This is a genomic window from Variovorax sp. V118 (assembly GCF_041154445.1).
Lineage (GTDB): Bacteria > Pseudomonadota > Gammaproteobacteria > Burkholderiales > Burkholderiaceae_C > Variovorax > Variovorax boronicumulans.
In genome coordinates this window covers 1135764-1153502 of sequence record NZ_AP028663.1, presented here as the reverse complement: position 1 = coordinate 1153502, position 17739 = coordinate 1135764, and the positions used below count along the sequence as shown (strand labels likewise).

Below are 17739 nucleotides of genomic sequence, written 5' to 3'. Positions count from 1 at the left end.
AACAGGGCCGGCCGCTCAGCGCGCGGCGCTGCGCGTGACCGCGTCGACCGAGGCGGCGAGCCGCGCGACGATTTCCTGCAGGTGGTCGCGCGTCGCGATGTACGGGGGCGCCAGCAGCACGTGGTCGCCCTGGCGCCCGTCCACCGTGCCGCCGAAGGGGTAGCACAGCAGGCCGCGCGCCATCGCGTCCTTCTTGAGGCGCGCGTTGACGGCCAGGGCCGGATCGAAAGGCTGCTTGCTCGCGCGGTCGGCCACCAGCTCGACGCCCCAGAAGAAGCCGCGCCCGCGGATGTCGCCCACGTGCGGGTGCTCGCCCAGCGCCGCGGCCAGCATCGCGCCGAAGGCGATGCCGTCGTCGCGCACCTTGGCGACGAGGCCGTCACGGCGGATCACCTGCTGCACCGCGAGCGCCGCCGCGCAGGCCATCGGGTGGCCCAGGTAGGTGTGGCCGTGCTGGAAGAAGCCGCTGCCTTTCGACATGGCCTCGACGATGCGGCGCTGCGCCAATACTGCGCCGATCGGCTGGTAGCCGCCGCCCAGGCCCTTGGCGATGGTCATCAGGTCGGGCACCACGCCCTCCTGCTCGCAGGCATGCAGCAAGCCGGTGCGGCCCATGCCGCACATCACCTCGTCGAGGATCAGCAGCACGCCGTACTTGTCGCAGACCTCACGCACAGCCTTGAAATAGCCCGGCACCGGCGTGAGCACGCCGGCGGTGGCGCCGCCCACGGTCTCGGCCACGAAGGCGATCACGCGATCGGCGCCCTGCGCGACGATGGCCGCTTCCAGCTCATCTGCCAGGCGCAGGCCGTACTGCTCGGCGCTTTCACCTTCGCGCTGCTCGCGGTACGGGTAGCACGGCGCGACGTGCGTGGCCGGCACGAGGATGGGTGCGAAGGGCTCGCGCCGCCAGGCGTTGCCACCCACCGCGAGCGCGCCCAGCGTGTTGCCATGGTAGCTCTGGCGGCGCGCGATGAAGTGCGTGCGCTGCGGCTGGCCGATTTCCACGAAGTACTGGCGCGCCATCTTCAGCGCCGACTCCACCGCCTCGGAGCCGCCGCTCACGAGGTACACGTGGCTCATGCCTTCGGGGGCAGACCCGATGAGCTCGTCAGCCAGTTGCTCGGCCACCTCGCTCGTGAAGAAGCTGGTGTGGGCATAGGCCAGTGTGTCGATCTGCGCGTGCATGGCGGCCATCACCTCGGGATGGCCATGGCCGAGCGAGGACACGGCCGCGCCGCCCGAGGCGTCGAGGTATTCGCGCCCGTCGGCGTCGCGGATGAACATGCCCTGCGCGCTGGCGGCAACGGGCGGGGTCTGGCGAAGGTGGCGGTGGAAGACGTGCGTCATGGCGAGGGAAAAGCGGAGCCTGTGTTTGGAACTAACGTTTCGGACGAATTATTGTTTGGAACATTTGTTCCGTCAACTCCCGGGATTTCCCTGCTCCGGTACATTCGTTCCAGACACCGCACGAAAAGAGACACCGCCATGAGCGCTGCGCCGGGCCGCCCCAAGCAAGCTCGCACCGCAGTGCGAAGCACGAAGGTATTTCGATGAACGCCAAAGAACTGATCCGCCAACGCTTCAACGAACTGAGCCCTGCCCTGCAGCAGGTCGCGCGCTACGTGCTCGACCACCCCAACGAGGTGGTCACAGGCTCGATGCGCAACGTCGGCACGCGCGCACAGAGCACGCCGGCCACGCTGGTGCGCTTCGCGCAGCACCTGGGCTTCGAAGGCTGGCCGCAGCTGAAGGAGGCCTTCGCCGCCGACATGGGACTGGGCACCGAGACCTACGGCGGGCGCGCCAAGCAGCTGGTGGGCCGCGTCGCCGACCAGGGCCTGGCGGGCGAGATGTTCGAGGTGCAGCGGCGCAACCTGGAGCTCACGCACCAGCAGAGCGGGCCGGCGCTGCTCAAGGCCTGCGCGCTGCTGGAGAAGGCGCCGGCCGTGCACGCGGCGGGCTTTCGCGCCTGCTTTCCGATCGCGTTCTCGTTCGTGTACGTGTACCGGCTCTTTCGCACCAGCGTGCACCTGGTGGACGGCCAGGGCGGCTCGCTCGAGATGCAGCAGCGCGCCTTCGCCAAGGGCGACGCATTGGTGGTGGCGAGCTTTGCGCCCTACTCGCGCGAAGCCTTGCAGGTGGCCGAGGCGGCGAGGGCGGCGGGTTGCCGCATCGTGGCGATCACCGACAGCGTGACCTCGCCGCTGTCGCTGCTGGCGGACGAGACGCTGCTCTTCACCATCCACAGCCCCTCGTTCTTCCCGTCAGTGGCGGCCGGCGTGGCCGTGACGGAAGCGCTGGTCGAACTGCTGGCGAGCCGTGCGGGCAAGCCGGTGATCCGGCGCATCGACCAGGCCGAGGCGCAGCTGTTCGAGTCGGGGGCCTACCTCATGGCGCCCGTGGCGCGGGGCGGCTGAGAGACGGAATCAGGCCAGCGCGCGGGTACGGCCGGCGCTCTGGCGCAGGTAGAGCACCAGCAGGTCGCGGTTGGCGTTGATGTGCTCGCGCATCGCGGCTTCGGCGCCCGAGGCCTCCTGCCGGCCCAGCGCCTCGACGATGCAGCGGTGCTCTTCGAGCGCCTGCAGGGCCTGGCTGTGGCGGTACAGCAGCATCGCGGCGTCGTGCCTGTGCGGGCGCGAGCGGCTGTCGAAGATCACCGGCAGCTGGCAGGCGCGCTGCACGGCCTCGCTGAGCCAGCGGTTGTCGGCCAGCGACAGCAGCTTGTGGTGGAAAGCCTGGTTCAGGTCCTGCCACAGGTCGGCCCGCTGGTCGGTCCATTCGCCGCTGTCATGCAGCAGCGCATGCTGCTCGTCGACCATGGCCGTCAGTTCGGCCAGCGCCTCGTCGTCCAGGCCGCGCTCGCTGAGCAGGCGGCAGCCCATGCCTTCGAGCGTGGCGCGCACGCTGAAGGCGTCGAACACGTCCTTGGCGTCGAAACGGCGCACCTGGAAACCCCGCTGCGGGTGGTAGACCAGCAACCCTTCGTCGGCCAGCCGCGCCATGGCGCCGCGCACAGGGGTGCGCGACACGCCAAGCTCGTTGGCGAGCGAAATCTCCATCAGGTGGGCGCCGGGGGCGATCGCACCGTCGAAGATGCGGGTGCGCAGCGTGTCGGCCACGGACAGAACGCGCGTCCGCGAGGGATCTGGGGGGGTCATCGAAAGTCGGAAACAGGGGGCGGCCGGAAGCGGGCCGCGCGGATGGTACGGCGGCGTATCGAAGCTTCATATCCCCAATTTCCGTAAAAATACCGTTCTGGCGACTTTTTCGAGAATTACGGAAAAATTATTAACTTCTGTAAACAACCACCCCGGTTTCTGCGTTACCGCCCCGCTGTTTCTGCCGCCAGGTGGATCGCGGCGCGAATCCGGGGGTAGGTGCCACAGCGGCAAATGTTGCCGCGCATGGCGTCCGAGACCTGGTCGTCGCTGGGTTTGGGCGTGGCTTTGAGCAGCGCGCAGGCCGACATGAGCTGGCCGCTCTGGCAGTAGCCGCACTGCACCACGTCGACCTCGGTCCAGGCCGCGCGCAAGGCGTCGGCTTCCCGGCCCTTCAGGCCCTCGATGGTGGTGACTTCGCGCCCGGCCACGGCCTCCAGCGGGGTGACGCAGGAGCGCACGGCCTGGCCGTCCAGATGCACGGTGCAGGCGCCGCACAGCGCCTTGCCGCAGCCGAACTTGGTGCCGACGAGCTTCATTTCGCCGCGCAGCACCCACAGCAGCGGGGTGTCGGGCTCGGCGCTCACGGTGGCGGTCTGGCCGTTGATCTTCAGCGTGGTGGTGGTCATGGGGTGTCTTTCTTGCTGTTCTGGGAGATCAGGCCAGCCGCAGAGGCAGGCTGCGCAGGCGCTGGCCGGTCAGCGCGAACACGGCGTTGGCCACGGCGGGCGCGATGGGCGGCGTGCCGGGCTCGCCCACCCCGCCGGGCGGCACCTCGGCGCCGGTGCCGGCGAGGATGTCGACCTCGATGGCCGGGCACTCGTCGATGCGCAGCGGCGTGTAGTCGTGGAAGTTGCTCTGCTGCACCTGGCCGCGCGCCACGGTGATCTCGCCGCGCAGCGCGGCCGACAGGCCGAACACGATGCCGCCTTCCATCTGCTGGCGGATCAGGTTCGGGTTGACCGGCAGGCCGCAGTCGATCACGCACACCACGCGGTGCACGCGGATCTGCCGCTCGGGCGTCACCGACACCTCGGCCACCTGCGCCACGATGCTGCCGAAGGCGCGGTGAATGGCCACGCCGCGCGCGCGCTTCGTGCCGTCGGACCCGTCGGCCAGCGGCTCGCCCCACTTCGAGAGTTCGGCCACGCGCTTCAGCACGGCCAGGTGGCGCGCGTCCTTGGCGAGCAGGCCGGCGCGGAAGGCCACCGGGTCCTTGCCGGCGGCGACGGCGCATTCGTCGATGAAGCTCTCGACGAAGAAGCCGTTCTGCGAATGCGCCACCGAGCGCCAGATGCCGGTGGTGACGGCCGATTCGACCGGCACGTGCGCCACGCGGGCCTGCGGGAAGTCGTAGGCGGTGTTCCAGGCGCCGTCGGTCGAGTTGTCCATGAACGACGGCGCGCCGAGGCTGGAGCCGGCGCTGGTGGTCTGCCACGCGACCAGTGCGCCCGCCGCGTCGAAGCCGGCCTTGCACAGCGCCACGTAGGCGGGGCGGTAGAAGTCGTGCGTCATGTCTTCCTCGCGCGACCAAATCAGTTGCACCGGCGCGCCGCCGGCCTCGCGCGCGAGCTGCGCGGCCTGCACCAGGAAGTCGATGAAGTAGCGCCGCCCGAAGCCGCCGCCCAGGTAGGTCACGTGCAGCGTGACCTTCTCGGCATCGATGCCCAGCGCCTTGGCGACCGCGGCGCGCGCGAAGCCCGGTGCCTGCGTGGGCGCCCAGACGGTGGCGGCGCCGTCCTTGAACTGCACGGTGCAGTTCATCGGCTCCATCGTGGCGTGCGCCAGGAAGGGCACGCGGTACTCGACCTCGATCGTGCGCGCGGCGGACTTCAGCGCCGCCGCCACGCCGCCGGTGTCGAGGCGCGCATTGCCCGCGTCGGCGTCGAGCGTGTGCGCGAGGCGGTCGATCATCTCGGCGCTCGACAGGCTCGCGGCCGGGCCGTGGTCCCATTCGATGTCGACCTGCTTCAGCGCGCGCATCGCGTGGTACGGCGTGTCGGCGATCACCGCCACGCCGCCCGCCGTGCTGCCCGTGCCCACGAGGCTCGCGGCCACGGGCTCCAGCGCCATCACCTTGCGCACACCGGGCAGCGCCTCGGCGGCCTTGGCGTCGAAACGCGCGACGCGGCCGGCCAGCGTCGGGCACATGGCGATGCTGGCGTACAGCAGGCCCGGCGGCAGCACGTCGATGCCGTAGGTGGCGGTGCCATTGAGCTTGCCGGCGTTGTCGATGCGCCGCTGCGGCTGGCCGATGACGCGGAAGTCGGCTTGTGCCTTGAGCTTCACCGCCGTGGGCAGCGGCTGCTGCGCGGCCTTTGCCGCGAGTTCGCCGAAGCGCGCGCTGCGGTTGGAGGCCGGGTGCAGCACGCGGCCGGCCTCGGTGCGGCATTCGCTGGCGGGCACCTGCCACTGCGCCGCCGCCGCGCCCACCAGCATGAGCCGCGCCGAGGCGCCGGCCTCGCGCACCGGGCCCCACTGATCGGTGACGCTCGACGAGCCGCCCGTGCCCGAAAGCCCCGGGATCGTGCGCAGCAGCTTGCCCACGACCTGGTGCGCCGCGCGCTTGCCGAAGCCCTCGTCGCCGGGCCTGAAGGGCAGCGCGTCGAGGATCATGGCCTGGTTGTTGTAGATGGCGTCGAAGCCGGCCTGCTCGAGCCGCACCTGCGACATCGAAGCGTCCATTTCTTCGGCCAGCAGCATCGCCAGGCCGGTGTGGGTGCCCTGCCCCATTTCCGACTGCGTCATCACCAGCGTGACGGTGTCGTCGCTGCCCACCTTGACCCAGCCGTTGAGCGCGACCTGCCCGTTGCCCGCCGGCAGTGGCGCACCGGGCACGAGGCGCGAAGCCGCCGGCGTGGCGGCCCAGCCGACGACCAGGGCGCCGGCGGCGCCGAGGGTGCCGAGCACGAAGTGGCGGCGTTTGAGTTGGGGCATGGCGTGGTCTTTCTTCGGTGGGGTCTTGTCGTTCAGAGGTGCAGTCGTCCTCAGGGCGGCACGGCAATGCCTTGCCAGAAGATCTCGAAACCGGCTTCGGCGTAGTCGAAGGCCGGTTCGGCGTCGCCGGCCTGCGCGATGTAGCCGACGGTGGTCTCGGCCATCGCCGTGAGCATCGCGCCCAGGAATTCCATCGGTCGCTCGACGACCAGCCCGCGCCGCATGCACTCCTGCGCCACCGCTTCCAGGCGCGCGAACGGCGCCATGCCGGCGGCGCGGCTCTCGTCGCTCAGTTCGTCGGAGACCTTGAGCTGCGCCAGCACGCGCAGCTTGCCGGGGTGCGCCACGCCCCAGCGCACGTAGCGGTCCCAGATGTGGTGGAACTGGGTGCGCGGGTCGGCCGCCTCGGGCCAGTCGGCCAGCATCACGCCGGCCAGCTCGGTCTTCAGCGCGCGGTACAGCGCGTCGGTCAGCAGCGCCTTGCTCGCGAAGTAGGTGAACAACGTGCCCTCGGCCACGCCCGCGGTGCGCGAGATCGCCGAGGTCGGCGTGGCCCACACGCCGCGCCGGCCGAACTCGACCAGCGCCGCCTCGAGGATGGCGTTGTGCTTGTCTGCGCTGCGGGGCCTGGCCATGCGTCGACGGTCTCCATCGTTCGTTTAGTTGAGTGCGCACTCAAGTATAGGAAGGCGGCGCCGATCCGCAAGCCCCGCGCGGCCCGCGCCATGCCGCATGGCGGAACCACGGCGCGGCGCGGCAGTCCAACCAGAGTCGTGGCGTCGTGCTGCGACAGGAGGTACGACCATGAAGCATGTGAAGCATTGGCAGGACCCCGTCAACGCCGTCGCCGGCGTGTGGCTGATCGTCTCGCCATGGGTACTGGGCTTTCAGGGCAATTCGCTCGCCATGTGGACCATGGTGGCGACCGGCATCCTGCTGGGCGCCGTGGCCTTGGGCGCGACCTTCGTGCCGCACCAGTGGGAAGAGTGGACCGAAGTGGCGCTGGCAGCCTGGCTGGCGGTGTCGCCCTGGTTGCTCGACTTCCGCATGGTCGAGCCGGCGCTGGTCAATGCAGTCCTCGTGGCTGCGGTGATCATGGTGCTCGCCCTCTGGGTCCTGGTGACAGACAAGGACTACCTGGGCGAGGCCCTCGACCGACCAGCGCACTGATGGGGAGAGAGCGATCCTGTGAGCGCCGAGCGGTGACCACCGCCGCGAAGCGACGACGCCCGGTCCGGTGTTCGCGCCGGTCGGGCCGACGGGCCAGGCAGGTTCCCATGCCCGCCCGCAACACCCGCCCCTTACGGTGTGCGGGAAGCGGCGTTGTTGTTTGAAGGGCTGTTGCCGGCCGGGCGGGTCGCCCCCATCCAGTCGGCCTGCCAACCGCCGCCCATGGCCTGGATCAGCGCGATTGCCGCGGCCTGGCGATTGACCTGAAGCTGCACGAGCGCGCGCCGCGCGCTCAGTGCGGCGGCCTGCGCCTGCACCACATCGGTGTAGCTCACCTGCCCTGCGCGATACCGGTTGAGCAATTGCTGCTCGGTCTTGTCGGCGGCTGCCGTGGCCTCGCGTCGCAGGCCTTCCTGCTGCGCCAGCGTGGCGCCGGTGGTCAGTTGGTCTTCCACGGTCTGGAACGCGGCCAGCACGGTCTGCCGGTAGCGCGCCACGCTGGCCTCGTGGCCGGCCTTGGCGGCATCGACGCTGGCGCTGATGGCGCCCGCGTCGAACACCACCTGCGCCACCGACAGGCCCAACCCCCACAGCGTGTTGGCCGCGCCGAAGAGGTCTCTCACGCGGCTGGCGTTGCTGCCGACCGAGGCCGTGAGCGAGATGTTCGGGTAATAAGCCGAGCGCGCCACGCCGATCTGCGCATTGGCCGCGGCCACCGCGCGCTCCGCTGCCGCGATGTCGGGGCGGCGCTGCAGCAGCGTCGAGGGCACGCCGGTCGGCACGCCGGGCACCGTGGGCGTCCAGCGCGCGGGCGGCAAACTGAAGTCGGCCGGCGCCACGCCCACCAGCATTGCGATGGCGTGCTCCAGCGTGGCACGCGTGCGCAGCAGGCCCACGCGGTCGGCCTTGGCGTTCACCAGCTGCGTCTGTGCCTGCAGCACGTCGGTCTGCGCGGCGATGCCGGCGGCGTAGCGGTTGCTCGTGATCTCGAAGGCGCGCTGGTAGCCGAGGATGGTTTCGTCGAGCAGCACGATCTCGGCATCGGCCTCGCGCAGCGAGAAGTAGTTGGTGGCCAGGGCGCCGACGGCCGACAGCCGCGCCGAGGCCAGGTCGGCCTCGCTGGCCTGCGCGTTGGCCTGCGCGCTGTTCACGGCCTCGCGCAGGCGGCCCCACACATCGGGCGTCCAGCTCGCGCCCAGCGTGGCGCCGAAGGCATTCGACGGGCTGGTCGAGGCGTTGCCGCCCACCGTGCCCGAGCGCTTGCCGCTGCCGTCGAACGACACCGACGGGAACAGCCCCGCGCGCTGCTCGCGCACCAGTGCCTGGGCCTGCGTGTAGCTGGCGACGGCGGCGGCGATGTTCTGGTTCGACACCTGCACGCGCGCCGCGAGTTCGTCGAGCGTGGCGTCGCCGAAGAGCTTCCACCACTCGCCGCGGTCGAGCGCGTCGGCCGGCGCGGCGGGCAGCCAGCCGTCGGCGGCGGGCTGTTCCTTCCAGCCGGCCGATGCCGCCGACTCGGGCACCTTGTAGGCCGGACCCACGGCGCAGCCGGCGAGCACGGCGGCCAGCGCGAGCGTGCTCAGTGCGAAGAAACGGCGTGAAGAACCGATGGAAGAAAAGGAGGAATTCATGGTCATGGGTCTCAGACGGCCGGGGCGCGGCTCAGCGCGTGTTCGTTCTTGCCGCGGCGGCGCAGCTTGTCCAGCAGCAGGTACACCACCGGCGTGGTGAGCAGCGTCAGCAGCTGGCTCGCGATGAGCCCGCCGATGATCGCCACGCCCAGCGGCCGGCGCAGCTCGGCGCCCTCGCCGAAGCCGATCGCCAGCGGCAGCGCACCGAGCGCGGCGGCCAGGGTGGTCATCAGGATGGGACGGAAGCGCAGCAGGCAGGCCTCGCGCACCGCCTCGAGCGGGCTCAGGCCGCGCGAGCGCTCGGCCTCCAGTGCGAAGTCGATGATCAAAATGGCGTTCTTCTTCACGATGCCGATCAGCAGGAACACGCCGATCAGCGCGATGATGGAAAACTCCATGCGGAACATCAAGAGCGCCAGCACCGCGCCCACGCCGGCCGAAGGCAAGGTCGAGAGCACCGTCACCGGATGCACCAGGCTCTCGTACAGGATGCCCAGCACGATGTAGATCACCACCAGCGCCGCCACGATCAGCATCGCCTGCTGCCCCTGCGACTGCTGCGCGCTCAGCGCGGTGCCGGCAAAGGCGCCGCGCACGTTGGTCGGCATGGCGATGTTGGCCTCGGCCTTGGCGATGGCCTCGCGCGCGTCGCCGAGGTTGGCGCCCTCGGCCAGGTTGAACGAGATGGTGGTGGCCAGCTCGCCGTCCTCGTGGCTCACCGACGTGGCCACCGACTGCTCCTCGAACTTCGCCACCGCCGACAGCGGCACCAGTGCGGTGGCCGTGTTGCTCAGCACGTTGCCGGTCGAGGCGTTGCGCGAGCCGGCGTTGGCCGACACCGGCACCGTCGCGGCGGCGGCGCTGGCGGAGGCCGCCGTGCCGCCCGTGGACGTCGTGGCCGCCACCTGCGTGGTCACCGCCTGCCCCGCCACCACCGAGGTCTTCGTGGCCGGCACGTACACGTCGCGCAGCGCGTTCGGGCTGCGCGTGTAGCCCGGCGCCCATTCCATCACCACGTGGTACTGGTTGAGCTCGGTGTAGATGGTGGCCACCTGCCGCTGGCCGAAGGCGTTGTACAGCGCGTTGTCGATGGCGGTGGAGGTCAGGCCGAGCCGCCGCGCGCTGTCGCGGTCGACCTTGGCCACCGTCTCCACGCCGTTCTGGTCCTGGTCGGTGTCGATGTCGGTCAGCGTGGGCTGCTGCTTCATCTCGTCGGCCAGCTTCACGGCCCAGGTGCGCAGGTCGGACAGGCTGTCGCTCTTGAGCGTGTACTGGTAGGTGGAGTTGCTGGAGCGTCCGCCCGAGCGCACGTCCTGCACCGGGCCGAGGAATACGCGCAGCCCCGTCACCTGCGCCAGCTGCGGGCGCAGCCGCGCGATCACCGCCAGGCCGCTGTCCTTGCGCTGGCTGGCCGGTTTCAGGTTGACGAACATGAAGCCGCCGCCCGCACGCCCGCCGCCCGTGAAGCCCACCACGGTGTCGACCGCCTCGTCCTTGCGGATGATGTCGACCACCTCGCGCAGCTTGGCGCCCATGGCCTGCGACGAGATGCTCTGGTCGGCGCGCAGGCCGCCGTTGAGCTGGCCGCTGTCCTGCTGCGGGAAGAAGCCCTTGGGCGCCGCGCTGAACAGGTAGACGTTCAGCCCCACCACCGCCAGCAGCACGACCATGACGATCGCCTTGCTGTCCAGCGCCCAGTCGAGTGCGCTCTCGTAGCGCTTGAGCATCCAGTCGTAGCTGCGCGCCGCCGCGCGGCCGAAGCGGCCTTGCGGCTTGTTCTTGTCGTGCTCGCCGCCGGGCTTGAGCATCCACGCGCACATCATCGGCGTGGTGGTGAGCGAAATGACCAGCGAGATCAGCACCGCCGCCGACAGCGTGACCGCGAACTCGCGGAACAGCCGCCCCACCTGCCCGCCCATGAACAGCAGCGGAATGAACACCGCCACCAGCGACACGCTGATCGACAGCACCGTGAAGCCCACCTCCTGCGCGCCGAGCAGCGCCGCCTTCATGCGCGACATGCCCGATTCGATGTGGCGGCTGGTGTTCTCCAGCACCACGATGGCGTCGTCCACCACGAAGCCCGTGGCCACCGTGAGCGCCATCAGGCTCAGGTTGTTGAGGCTGAAGCCCAGCAGGTGCATCACCCCGAACGTGCCCAGCAGTGCCACCACCGTGGCCACCGCCGGCACCACCGTCGCGCGCACGCTGCGCAGGAAGAGGCTGACCACCAGCACGACGAGCAGCACCGCGATGACCAGCGTCATCTCCACTTCGCGCAGCGAGCTGCGGATGGAGTTGGTGCTGTCCGAGGCGACCTGCAGCGTCACGTCCGGCGGCAGTTGTGCCTGCAGCTCGGGCAGCAGCGCGCGCACGTTGTCGACGGTCTCGATGATGTTGGCCGAGGGCTGGCGCGTGATCAGCACGATGATCGCCGGCTCGCCGTTGAACAGGCCCAGCGTGCGCGTGTCTTCCACACCGTCGATCACGTCGGCCACCTCGCGCAGCCGCACCGCCGCGCCGTTGCGCCAGGCCACGACCATCGAGGCGTAGTCGCTCGCGCGCAGCGCCGGGGTCTGGGTGTAGATCTGCAGCTTGCGGCCTTCGCCCTGGACCATGCCCTTGGGGCGGTTGGCATTCGACGCCTGGATGGCGGCGCGCACGTCTTCGGTGCTGATGCCGTAGCGGTTGAGGGCGAAGGGGAGCAGTTCGATGCGTACCGCGGGGAGCGAGCCGCCGCCGATCTCTACGTCGCCTACGCCGTCTACCTGGGACAGGCGCTGGCTGACGATGTTGGAGACGGCGTCGTAGATCTGGCCTGGGGTCTTTGTCTTGGACGTGAGGGCCAGGATGATGACTGGGGAGGCGGCTGGGTTGGCTTTGCGGTAGGTGGGGTTGCTTCTTAGCGTGGCGGGCAGGTCTACGCGGCTGGCGTTGATGGCGGCCTGGACTTCTCTTGCGGCACCGTCGATGTTGCGGCTTAGGTCGAATTGCAGCGTGACTCGGGAGGAGCCTACGGAGCTGGTGGACGTCATTTCGTTGACGCCTGCGATGGTGCCCAGGTGTCTTTCCAGTGGCGTCGCGACGCTGGTTGCCATCGTCTCGGGGCTTGCTCCTGGGATGGAGGCTCTTACCGAGATGACTGGATAGTCGACTTGGGGTAGCGGGGAGACTGGGAGGACGAAGAACGCTGCGATTCCTGCCAGGGCGATGCCTATGGTCAGGAGGACTGTGCCTATGGGGCGGCGGACGAAGGGGCGCGATAGGTTCATCGCAGTGCCTTCTTTTGGGTTCCGAGGCCGGGTCTCGCCCCGGCAGGCGACCTACTTTTCTTTGCTTCGCCAAAGAAACGTAGGCAAAAGAAAGGCGACCCTGCTGTCTGCGTCCCTACGCTTCGCTTCGGGCAACCTGCGGTGCTCGCGTTTCGCGGGGTCTCGCCCAAACTCGCTTCGCTCAAACAAGGGCGAGCCCTGATCCGCGAAACGCTGCGCTCCTCGGCGCATACAGAAGGGGTTTGAATACCAACGGGCCATCGCTTCGCTCGGCCAGTGGGCCGCAGCAGGCGCTTTGCGCCTGCTGCGGCTGGGATTGGTTGGTGCGCTGGTGCTGGTGCTGGTGCTGGTGTCGCCGTTGGCGTTTGCATTGCCCTTGCTGTTGGCAAGGAGCCGCGCGCAGGCGAAGCCCCGCGCACGGGCATTGAATTCGGCTGTTGGTATTGCATGGCCGAGCGAAGCGACGGCCCGAAGCTCCCCTCCCCTCTGGCTGCGCCGAGGAGCGGAGCGTTTCGCGGATCAGGGCTCGCAGCTGTTTGAGCGAAGCGAGTTCTGCGAGACCCCGCGAAACATGAGCACCGCAGGTTGCCCCGTAGCGAAGCGAAGGGGTCGCAGACAGTGGGGTCGCCTTTTCTTTGCTTACTTTCTTTTGGCGAAGCAAAAGAAAGTGAGTCCGCCGCCGGGCGGAACTCCCGGCCTCGGAAAGCAAACAAGCAGCAGGAGCACAGACAGATCAAGCCGACTCCTCCTCAAGCTCCGAAGAAGAAGCCCGAGCACTCCCCCCACCCAACCGATCAAACGCCAGATAGATAACAGGCGTAGTGAACAAAGTCAGCAACTGACTAACGATCAACCCCCCAAAGATCGCCAACCCGAGAGGACGCCTCAACTCAGCCCCGTCCCCAAAACTGAACATCAAGGGAACAGCAGCAAACAGCGCAGCCAACGTAGTCATCAAGATCGGCCGAAACCGCAACAACGCAGCCTGATGAATCGCCTCACGAGCCGACTTCCCCTGCGTCCGCTCCGCATCAATAGCAAAGTCGATCATCATGATCGCGTTCTTCTTCACGATGCCGATCAGCAGGATGATCCCGATGATCCCGATCACCCCCAGGTCATTGCCAGTGATCATCAGCGCCAACAGGGCACCGACCCCCGCAGAAGGCAACGTAGACAAGATCGTCAACGGATGCACATAGCTCTCGTACAGCACCCCCAGCACGATGTACACACAAACCACCGCCGCCAGAATCAACCACAGCTGATTCGACAACGACTTCTCATAAGCCCCAGAAGCCCCCAGAAAAGTCATCGTCACACTGCTGGGCAACCCGATCTCCTTGGCAGCTGCGCGAATCGCCGCCACCGACCCACCGAGCGAAACCCCCGGCGCCGTATCGAAGTTCAACGTACTCGCCGGGTACTGCGCCACGTGCGTGATCTGCAACGGCGCCTGCTGCTCGCTGATCTCCGCAAACGCCGACAACGGCGTCGCCGTGCCAGACCCCGCAATGAGGTTCAGCTGCCCCAGCGTCTGCGGCGTGTTCACCATGCCAGGCTGGGCCTCGAGTATCACGCGGTACTGGTTCGTCTCCGTGAAGATCGTCGACACGATCCGCTGCCCGAAAGCGCTGTACAGCGCGTCGTCCACCGAACTCGCGGTGATCGACAGCCGCGACGCCGTGTCGCGGTTCACGTTCACATACGCCGCCAGCCCCTGCGCCCCGGCATCGCTGCTCACGTTGCGCACCTTGTCCGATTCCTGCAGCTTCGCCACCAGCTTCTGCATCCACTCGGTGACCAGCGCACTGTTCACGCCTTCGAGCGACACGCGGTACTCGGTCGGCCCGGTCTCGGCGTCGATGGTCAGGTCCTGCGTGGGCTGCAGGTACAGCGTGAGGCCGGCCACCTGCCGCACGCGCTCGCGCAGGCGCTCCATCACCTCCTGCTGGTTGTCGTGGCTGCGGGTCAGGTTGATGAGCATGCTGCCGGTGTGCAGCATCGTGTTGTTGGCCGCATCCACGCCGACGAAGGAGCTGAGGTTCTCGACGTCATGGTCTTCAAGGATGGCGCGCGCGGCCTGCTGCTGCAGCTGCGCCATGCGCTCGAAGGACACGTCTTGCGCGGCCTGCACGCGGGCCTGCAGCTGGCCGGTGTCCTGCGTGGGAAAAAGGCCCTTCGGGATCGTGAGGTACAGCACCACGGTCAGCACCAGCGTGAGCAGCGCCACCAGCAGCGTGAGCGGCTGGTGCGCGATCACCCAGTGCAGCGAGCGGTCGTAGCGCACCATCACGCCGTCGAAGAAACGCTGGGCGCGCGCGCCGAAGCCGGTGCCCGACGCATCTTTCTTCGGCTCGTGCTTGAGCCAGCGCGCCGACATCATCGGCACCAGCGTGAGCGAGACCACGCCCGAGATCAGGATGGTGATCGCCAGCGTCACCGCGAACTCGCGGAACAGGCGGCCCACCACGTCGCCCATGAACAGCAACGGAATCAGCACGGCGATGAGCGACACGGTCAGCGAGATGATGGTGAAGCCGATCTGCGCGGCGCCCTTGAACGCGGCCTGCAATGGCTTTTCGCCCTCCTCGATGTAGCGCGCGATGTTCTCGATCATGACGATCGCGTCGTCCACCACGAAGCCGGTGGCGATGGTCAGCGCCATCAGGCTCAGGTTGTTCAGGCTGTAGCCCAGCAGGTACATCAGGCCGAAGCTGCCGATGAGAGAGATCGGCACGGCGATGCTGGCGATGACGGTGGCGCGCAGGCTGCCCAGGAAGGCGAAGATCACCAGCACCACGAGCACCACGGCCAGCACCAGTTCCATCTCGACGTGCTGCACCGACGAGCGGATGCCGGCGGTGCGGTCGCTCAGCACCTCGACCTGCAGGCCCGCGGGCATGCCGGCCTGCAGCTCGGGCAGCTGCTTCTTGATGGCGTTGACGGTGGCGATCACGTTGGCGCCGGGCTGGCGCTGCACGTTCAGGATGATGGCCGGCGTGAGCTGCACCTGCCCGTCGACCTTGCGCCCGGCCCAGGCGCCCAGCTGCGTGTTCTCGGCGCTGTTGACCACGCGCGCCACGTCGACCATGCGGATCGGCGCGCCGTTCTTGTAGCTGACGATGAGGTTCTTGTAGTCGTCGACCGTGAGCAGCTGGTCGTTCGAGTTGATGGTGTAGGCGCGCTTGGGGCCGTCGAAGCTGCCCTTGGCGCCGTTGGAGTTGGCCGCGCTGATGGCGGTGCGCAGCGAATCCAGTCCGATGCCGTTGGCCGCCAGCGCCTGCGTGTTGGCCTGGATGCGCACGGCCGGACGCTGCCCGCCGCTGAGCGACACGAGGCCCACGCCCGAGACCTGGCTGATCTTCTGCGCGAGCCGGGTGTTCACGAGGTTCTGCACCTCGGTGAGCGGCAGCGTGTCGGAGGTGATGGCCAGCGTGAGCACCGGCGCGTCGGCCGGGTTGACCTTGGCGTACACCGGCGGCGCGGGCAGGTCGGCCGGCAGCAGCGAGCCGCCGGCGTTGATGGCGGCCTGCACTTCCTGCTCGGCGACATCGAGCGTCTGGCCCAGCGAGAACTGCAGCGTGATGATCGACACGCCCGCCGCGCTGGTCGAGCTCATGCGGTCCAGGCCCGACATCTGGCCGAACTGGCGCTCTAGCGGCGCGGTGACGGTGTTGCTCATGACCTCGGGGCTGGCCCCGGGGTAGAGCGTCTGGACCTGGATGGTCGGGTAGTCGACCTGCGGCAGCGCCGCCAGCGGCAGGAAGCGGAACGCCACCAGGCCGGCCAGCACGATGGCCAGCATCAGCAGCGAGGTGGCGACCGGCCGCAGGATGAACGGGCGCGAGGGGCTCATGGACTGCGCCGTCCCTCACCGCCGCGTTCGCCACCGCCGCCGGCGCCACCGCGCTCGGCCATGCGCTGCCAGCGCTCCAGCGCGGCCGGCTCGCCGCGGTCGAGGGCTTCGAGGAAACGCTTGCGGCGTTCGAGTTGTTCGGGATCGTCCTTGGCCGCATCGAGCATGCGCTGGCGCTGTTCGGCGGTGGGGAGCTTGGCGGGCGTGGCTGCAGGGGCTGCTGCAGGTGCAGGCGTTGCTGCCGCTGGCGCTGCAGCCGGCGCAGCCGTTCCGGCGGCAGGTGCAGCCGGTGCCTGCGATGGCGAAGCCGGTGCCGCCGCTTCGGCCGGACGAGCACCGCCGCCACCTTCCTGCCGACGTCCTCCACGCCGTCCACCTGGCGCCGCTGCGCCGGAGGCCGCACCGGCCGGCCGATCTACCGTGGTCTGCACGCGCGCACCGTCCTTCAGGCGGTCGCCGCCTTCGGTGACCACGGTTTCGCCGGGCTGCAGGCCCTTGGTGATGGAGGCGAAATCGACGCTCGATTCGCCGCGCGTCACCGGCCGCTGCGAGGCCGTGTTCTCGGCCGTCACCACGTACACGTAGTCGCCGTTCGGGCCATGGCGCAGCGCCGTGACCGGCACCACCACCGCGCTGCTCACGGTGCGCAGCAGCAGCCGCAGGTTGACGAACTGGTTCGGGAACAGCGCGCCGTCGGCGTTGGTGAAGCGCGCCTTGGCCTTCACGGTGCCGGTCTGCGTGTCGACCATGTTGTCGAGCGTGGAAAAGCTGCCGTCGGCCAGCCGGCGCGTGCGCGTGCGGTCGAAGGCGGTGGTGGCGAGCGTGGCGCCCTGGCCCAGCCGCTCCTGCACCTCGGGCACGCGGTCTTGCGGAATGGCGAACTCGACGTCGATGGGCGCGATCTGCGTGATGGTGGCCACGCCGCCGGTGCTGCCGGTCGAGATGTAGTTGCCCGCGTCCACCGGCCGCAGACCGATGCGTCCGCTCACCGGCGCCGTGATCCGGCTCCAGGCCAGGTTGAGCTTGGCGGTGTTCTCGTTGGCACGGTCGATGGCCACGGTGCCTTCGAGCTGCTTGACCAGCGCGGCCTGGGTGTCGACGTCCTGGCGGGCGATGGAGTCTTGCCCGAGCAGCGTCTGGTAGCGCTGCAGCGTGACGCGCGCCGCGGCCAGCTGGGCCTCGTCGCGCTGACGTGCGCCGGCGGCCTGCGCCAGCGCGTTCTCAAAGGGCTGCGGGTCGATGGTGGCGAGCACGTCGCCCTTCTTGACCATCTGGCCTTCCTTGAACAGCACGGCCGTGAGCACGCCCGACACCTGCGGCTGCACCGTCACGTTGGCCAGCGGCGTGACCGTGCCCAGCGCCTCGAGCTGCACCGGGATGTCGGCCTGCCGCGCGACGGCGGTGCCGACGGTGCTGGAGGCCGGGCCTCCGCCGCCTGCCCGACCGCCCGGGCCACCGCCGCCGGGGCGGCCTGCGCCTGCACCCGGTCCGCCCGCGCCCGGTGCCGGCGACTTGGAACGCTGCACCAGGTACCAGGCACCGCCCCCGAGCGCCACGAGCAGCAGCAGGGCCAGCAGGCTCCCGACCCAGCGGCGCCGGCGCGCCGGAGGATGGGTCGGCGACACGACGGGTGGCAGGGGTTCGGGGGGCGTTTGGGAATCCATGGGCGGTGCGTGCGAAGGGGTGCGAAAAGGCGGCCTGAAGGGAGG

Annotated in this window: 11 protein-coding genes; 2 read left to right on the top strand and 9 right to left on the bottom strand. The window is 69.2% G+C overall.

What is annotated here, in order from left to right:
• Positions 1–15: 15 nt before the first annotated feature.
• Positions 16–1350 carry an aspartate aminotransferase family protein gene (locus tag ACAM52_RS05345; protein WP_369646354.1) on the bottom strand — a complete coding sequence of 445 codons (1335 nt, stop codon included), beginning with the start codon at positions 1348–1350 and terminating at the stop codon, positions 16–18.
• A 203-nt stretch (positions 1351–1553) separates the two neighbouring features.
• Between ACAM52_RS05345 and ACAM52_RS05340 the strand changes: the two genes are divergently transcribed.
• Positions 1554–2420 (top strand): MurR/RpiR family transcriptional regulator, encoded by an 867-nt coding sequence (locus ACAM52_RS05340; protein ID WP_369646353.1) that lies wholly within the window; start codon positions 1554–1556, stop codon positions 2418–2420.
• 9 nt (positions 2421–2429) lie between these two features.
• Here the strand turns inward: ACAM52_RS05340 and ACAM52_RS05335 are convergent, their stop codons facing one another.
• The 4 genes from ACAM52_RS05335 to ACAM52_RS05320 all read right to left on the bottom strand — a co-directional run bounded on the left by ACAM52_RS05335 (position 2430) and on the right by ACAM52_RS05320 (position 6733).
• Positions 2430–3161, bottom strand: a complete 732-nt coding sequence (locus ACAM52_RS05335; protein ID WP_369646352.1) for a GntR family transcriptional regulator — start codon at positions 3159–3161, stop codon at positions 2430–2432.
• A gap of 164 nt (positions 3162–3325) precedes the next feature.
• Positions 3326–3790, bottom strand: a complete 465-nt coding sequence (locus ACAM52_RS05330) for a (2Fe-2S)-binding protein (protein WP_062474886.1) — start codon at positions 3788–3790, stop codon at positions 3326–3328.
• Positions 3791–3818: 28 nt separating this feature from the next.
• Positions 3819–6098 carry a molybdopterin cofactor-binding domain-containing protein gene (locus ACAM52_RS05325; RefSeq protein ID WP_369646351.1) on the bottom strand — a complete coding sequence of 760 codons (2280 nt, stop codon included), beginning with the start codon at positions 6096–6098 and terminating at the stop codon, positions 3819–3821.
• A 50-nt stretch (positions 6099–6148) separates the two neighbouring features.
• On the bottom strand, positions 6149–6733 hold the full coding sequence (locus ACAM52_RS05320) for a TetR/AcrR family transcriptional regulator (RefSeq protein WP_369646350.1): 585 nt from the start codon (positions 6731–6733) through the stop codon (positions 6149–6151).
• 169 nt (positions 6734–6902) lie between these two features.
• Here ACAM52_RS05320 and ACAM52_RS05315 point away from each other — a divergent pair, with 169 nt between their 5' ends.
• Positions 6903–7268, top strand: a complete 366-nt coding sequence (locus ACAM52_RS05315; RefSeq protein WP_070062617.1) for an SPW repeat protein — start codon at positions 6903–6905, stop codon at positions 7266–7268.
• A 131-nt stretch (positions 7269–7399) separates the two neighbouring features.
• Here the strand turns inward: ACAM52_RS05315 and ACAM52_RS05310 are convergent, their stop codons facing one another.
• The 4 genes from ACAM52_RS05310 to ACAM52_RS05295 form a co-directional block, all read right to left on the bottom strand.
• Positions 7400–8899 carry an efflux transporter outer membrane subunit gene (locus ACAM52_RS05310; protein ID WP_369646349.1) on the bottom strand — a complete coding sequence of 500 codons (1500 nt, stop codon included), beginning with the start codon at positions 8897–8899 and terminating at the stop codon, positions 7400–7402.
• An 11-nt stretch (positions 8900–8910) separates the two neighbouring features.
• Positions 8911–12171 carry an efflux RND transporter permease subunit gene (locus ACAM52_RS05305; protein WP_369629563.1) on the bottom strand — a complete coding sequence of 1087 codons (3261 nt, stop codon included), beginning with the start codon at positions 12169–12171 and terminating at the stop codon, positions 8911–8913.
• Positions 12172–12904: 733 nt separating this feature from the next.
• Positions 12905–16030 carry an efflux RND transporter permease subunit gene (locus ACAM52_RS05300; protein ID WP_369646348.1) on the bottom strand — a complete coding sequence of 1042 codons (3126 nt, stop codon included), beginning with the start codon at positions 16028–16030 and terminating at the stop codon, positions 12905–12907.
• The gene (locus tag ACAM52_RS05295; RefSeq protein WP_369646347.1) at positions 16027–17694 is read right to left on the bottom strand and encodes an efflux RND transporter periplasmic adaptor subunit; all 1668 of its coding nucleotides are present in this window, start codon (positions 17692–17694) and stop codon (positions 16027–16029) included. Before ACAM52_RS05295 ends, ACAM52_RS05300 begins: the two co-directional genes overlap by 4 nt.
• Between the last annotated feature and the right edge of the window lie 45 nt (positions 17695–17739).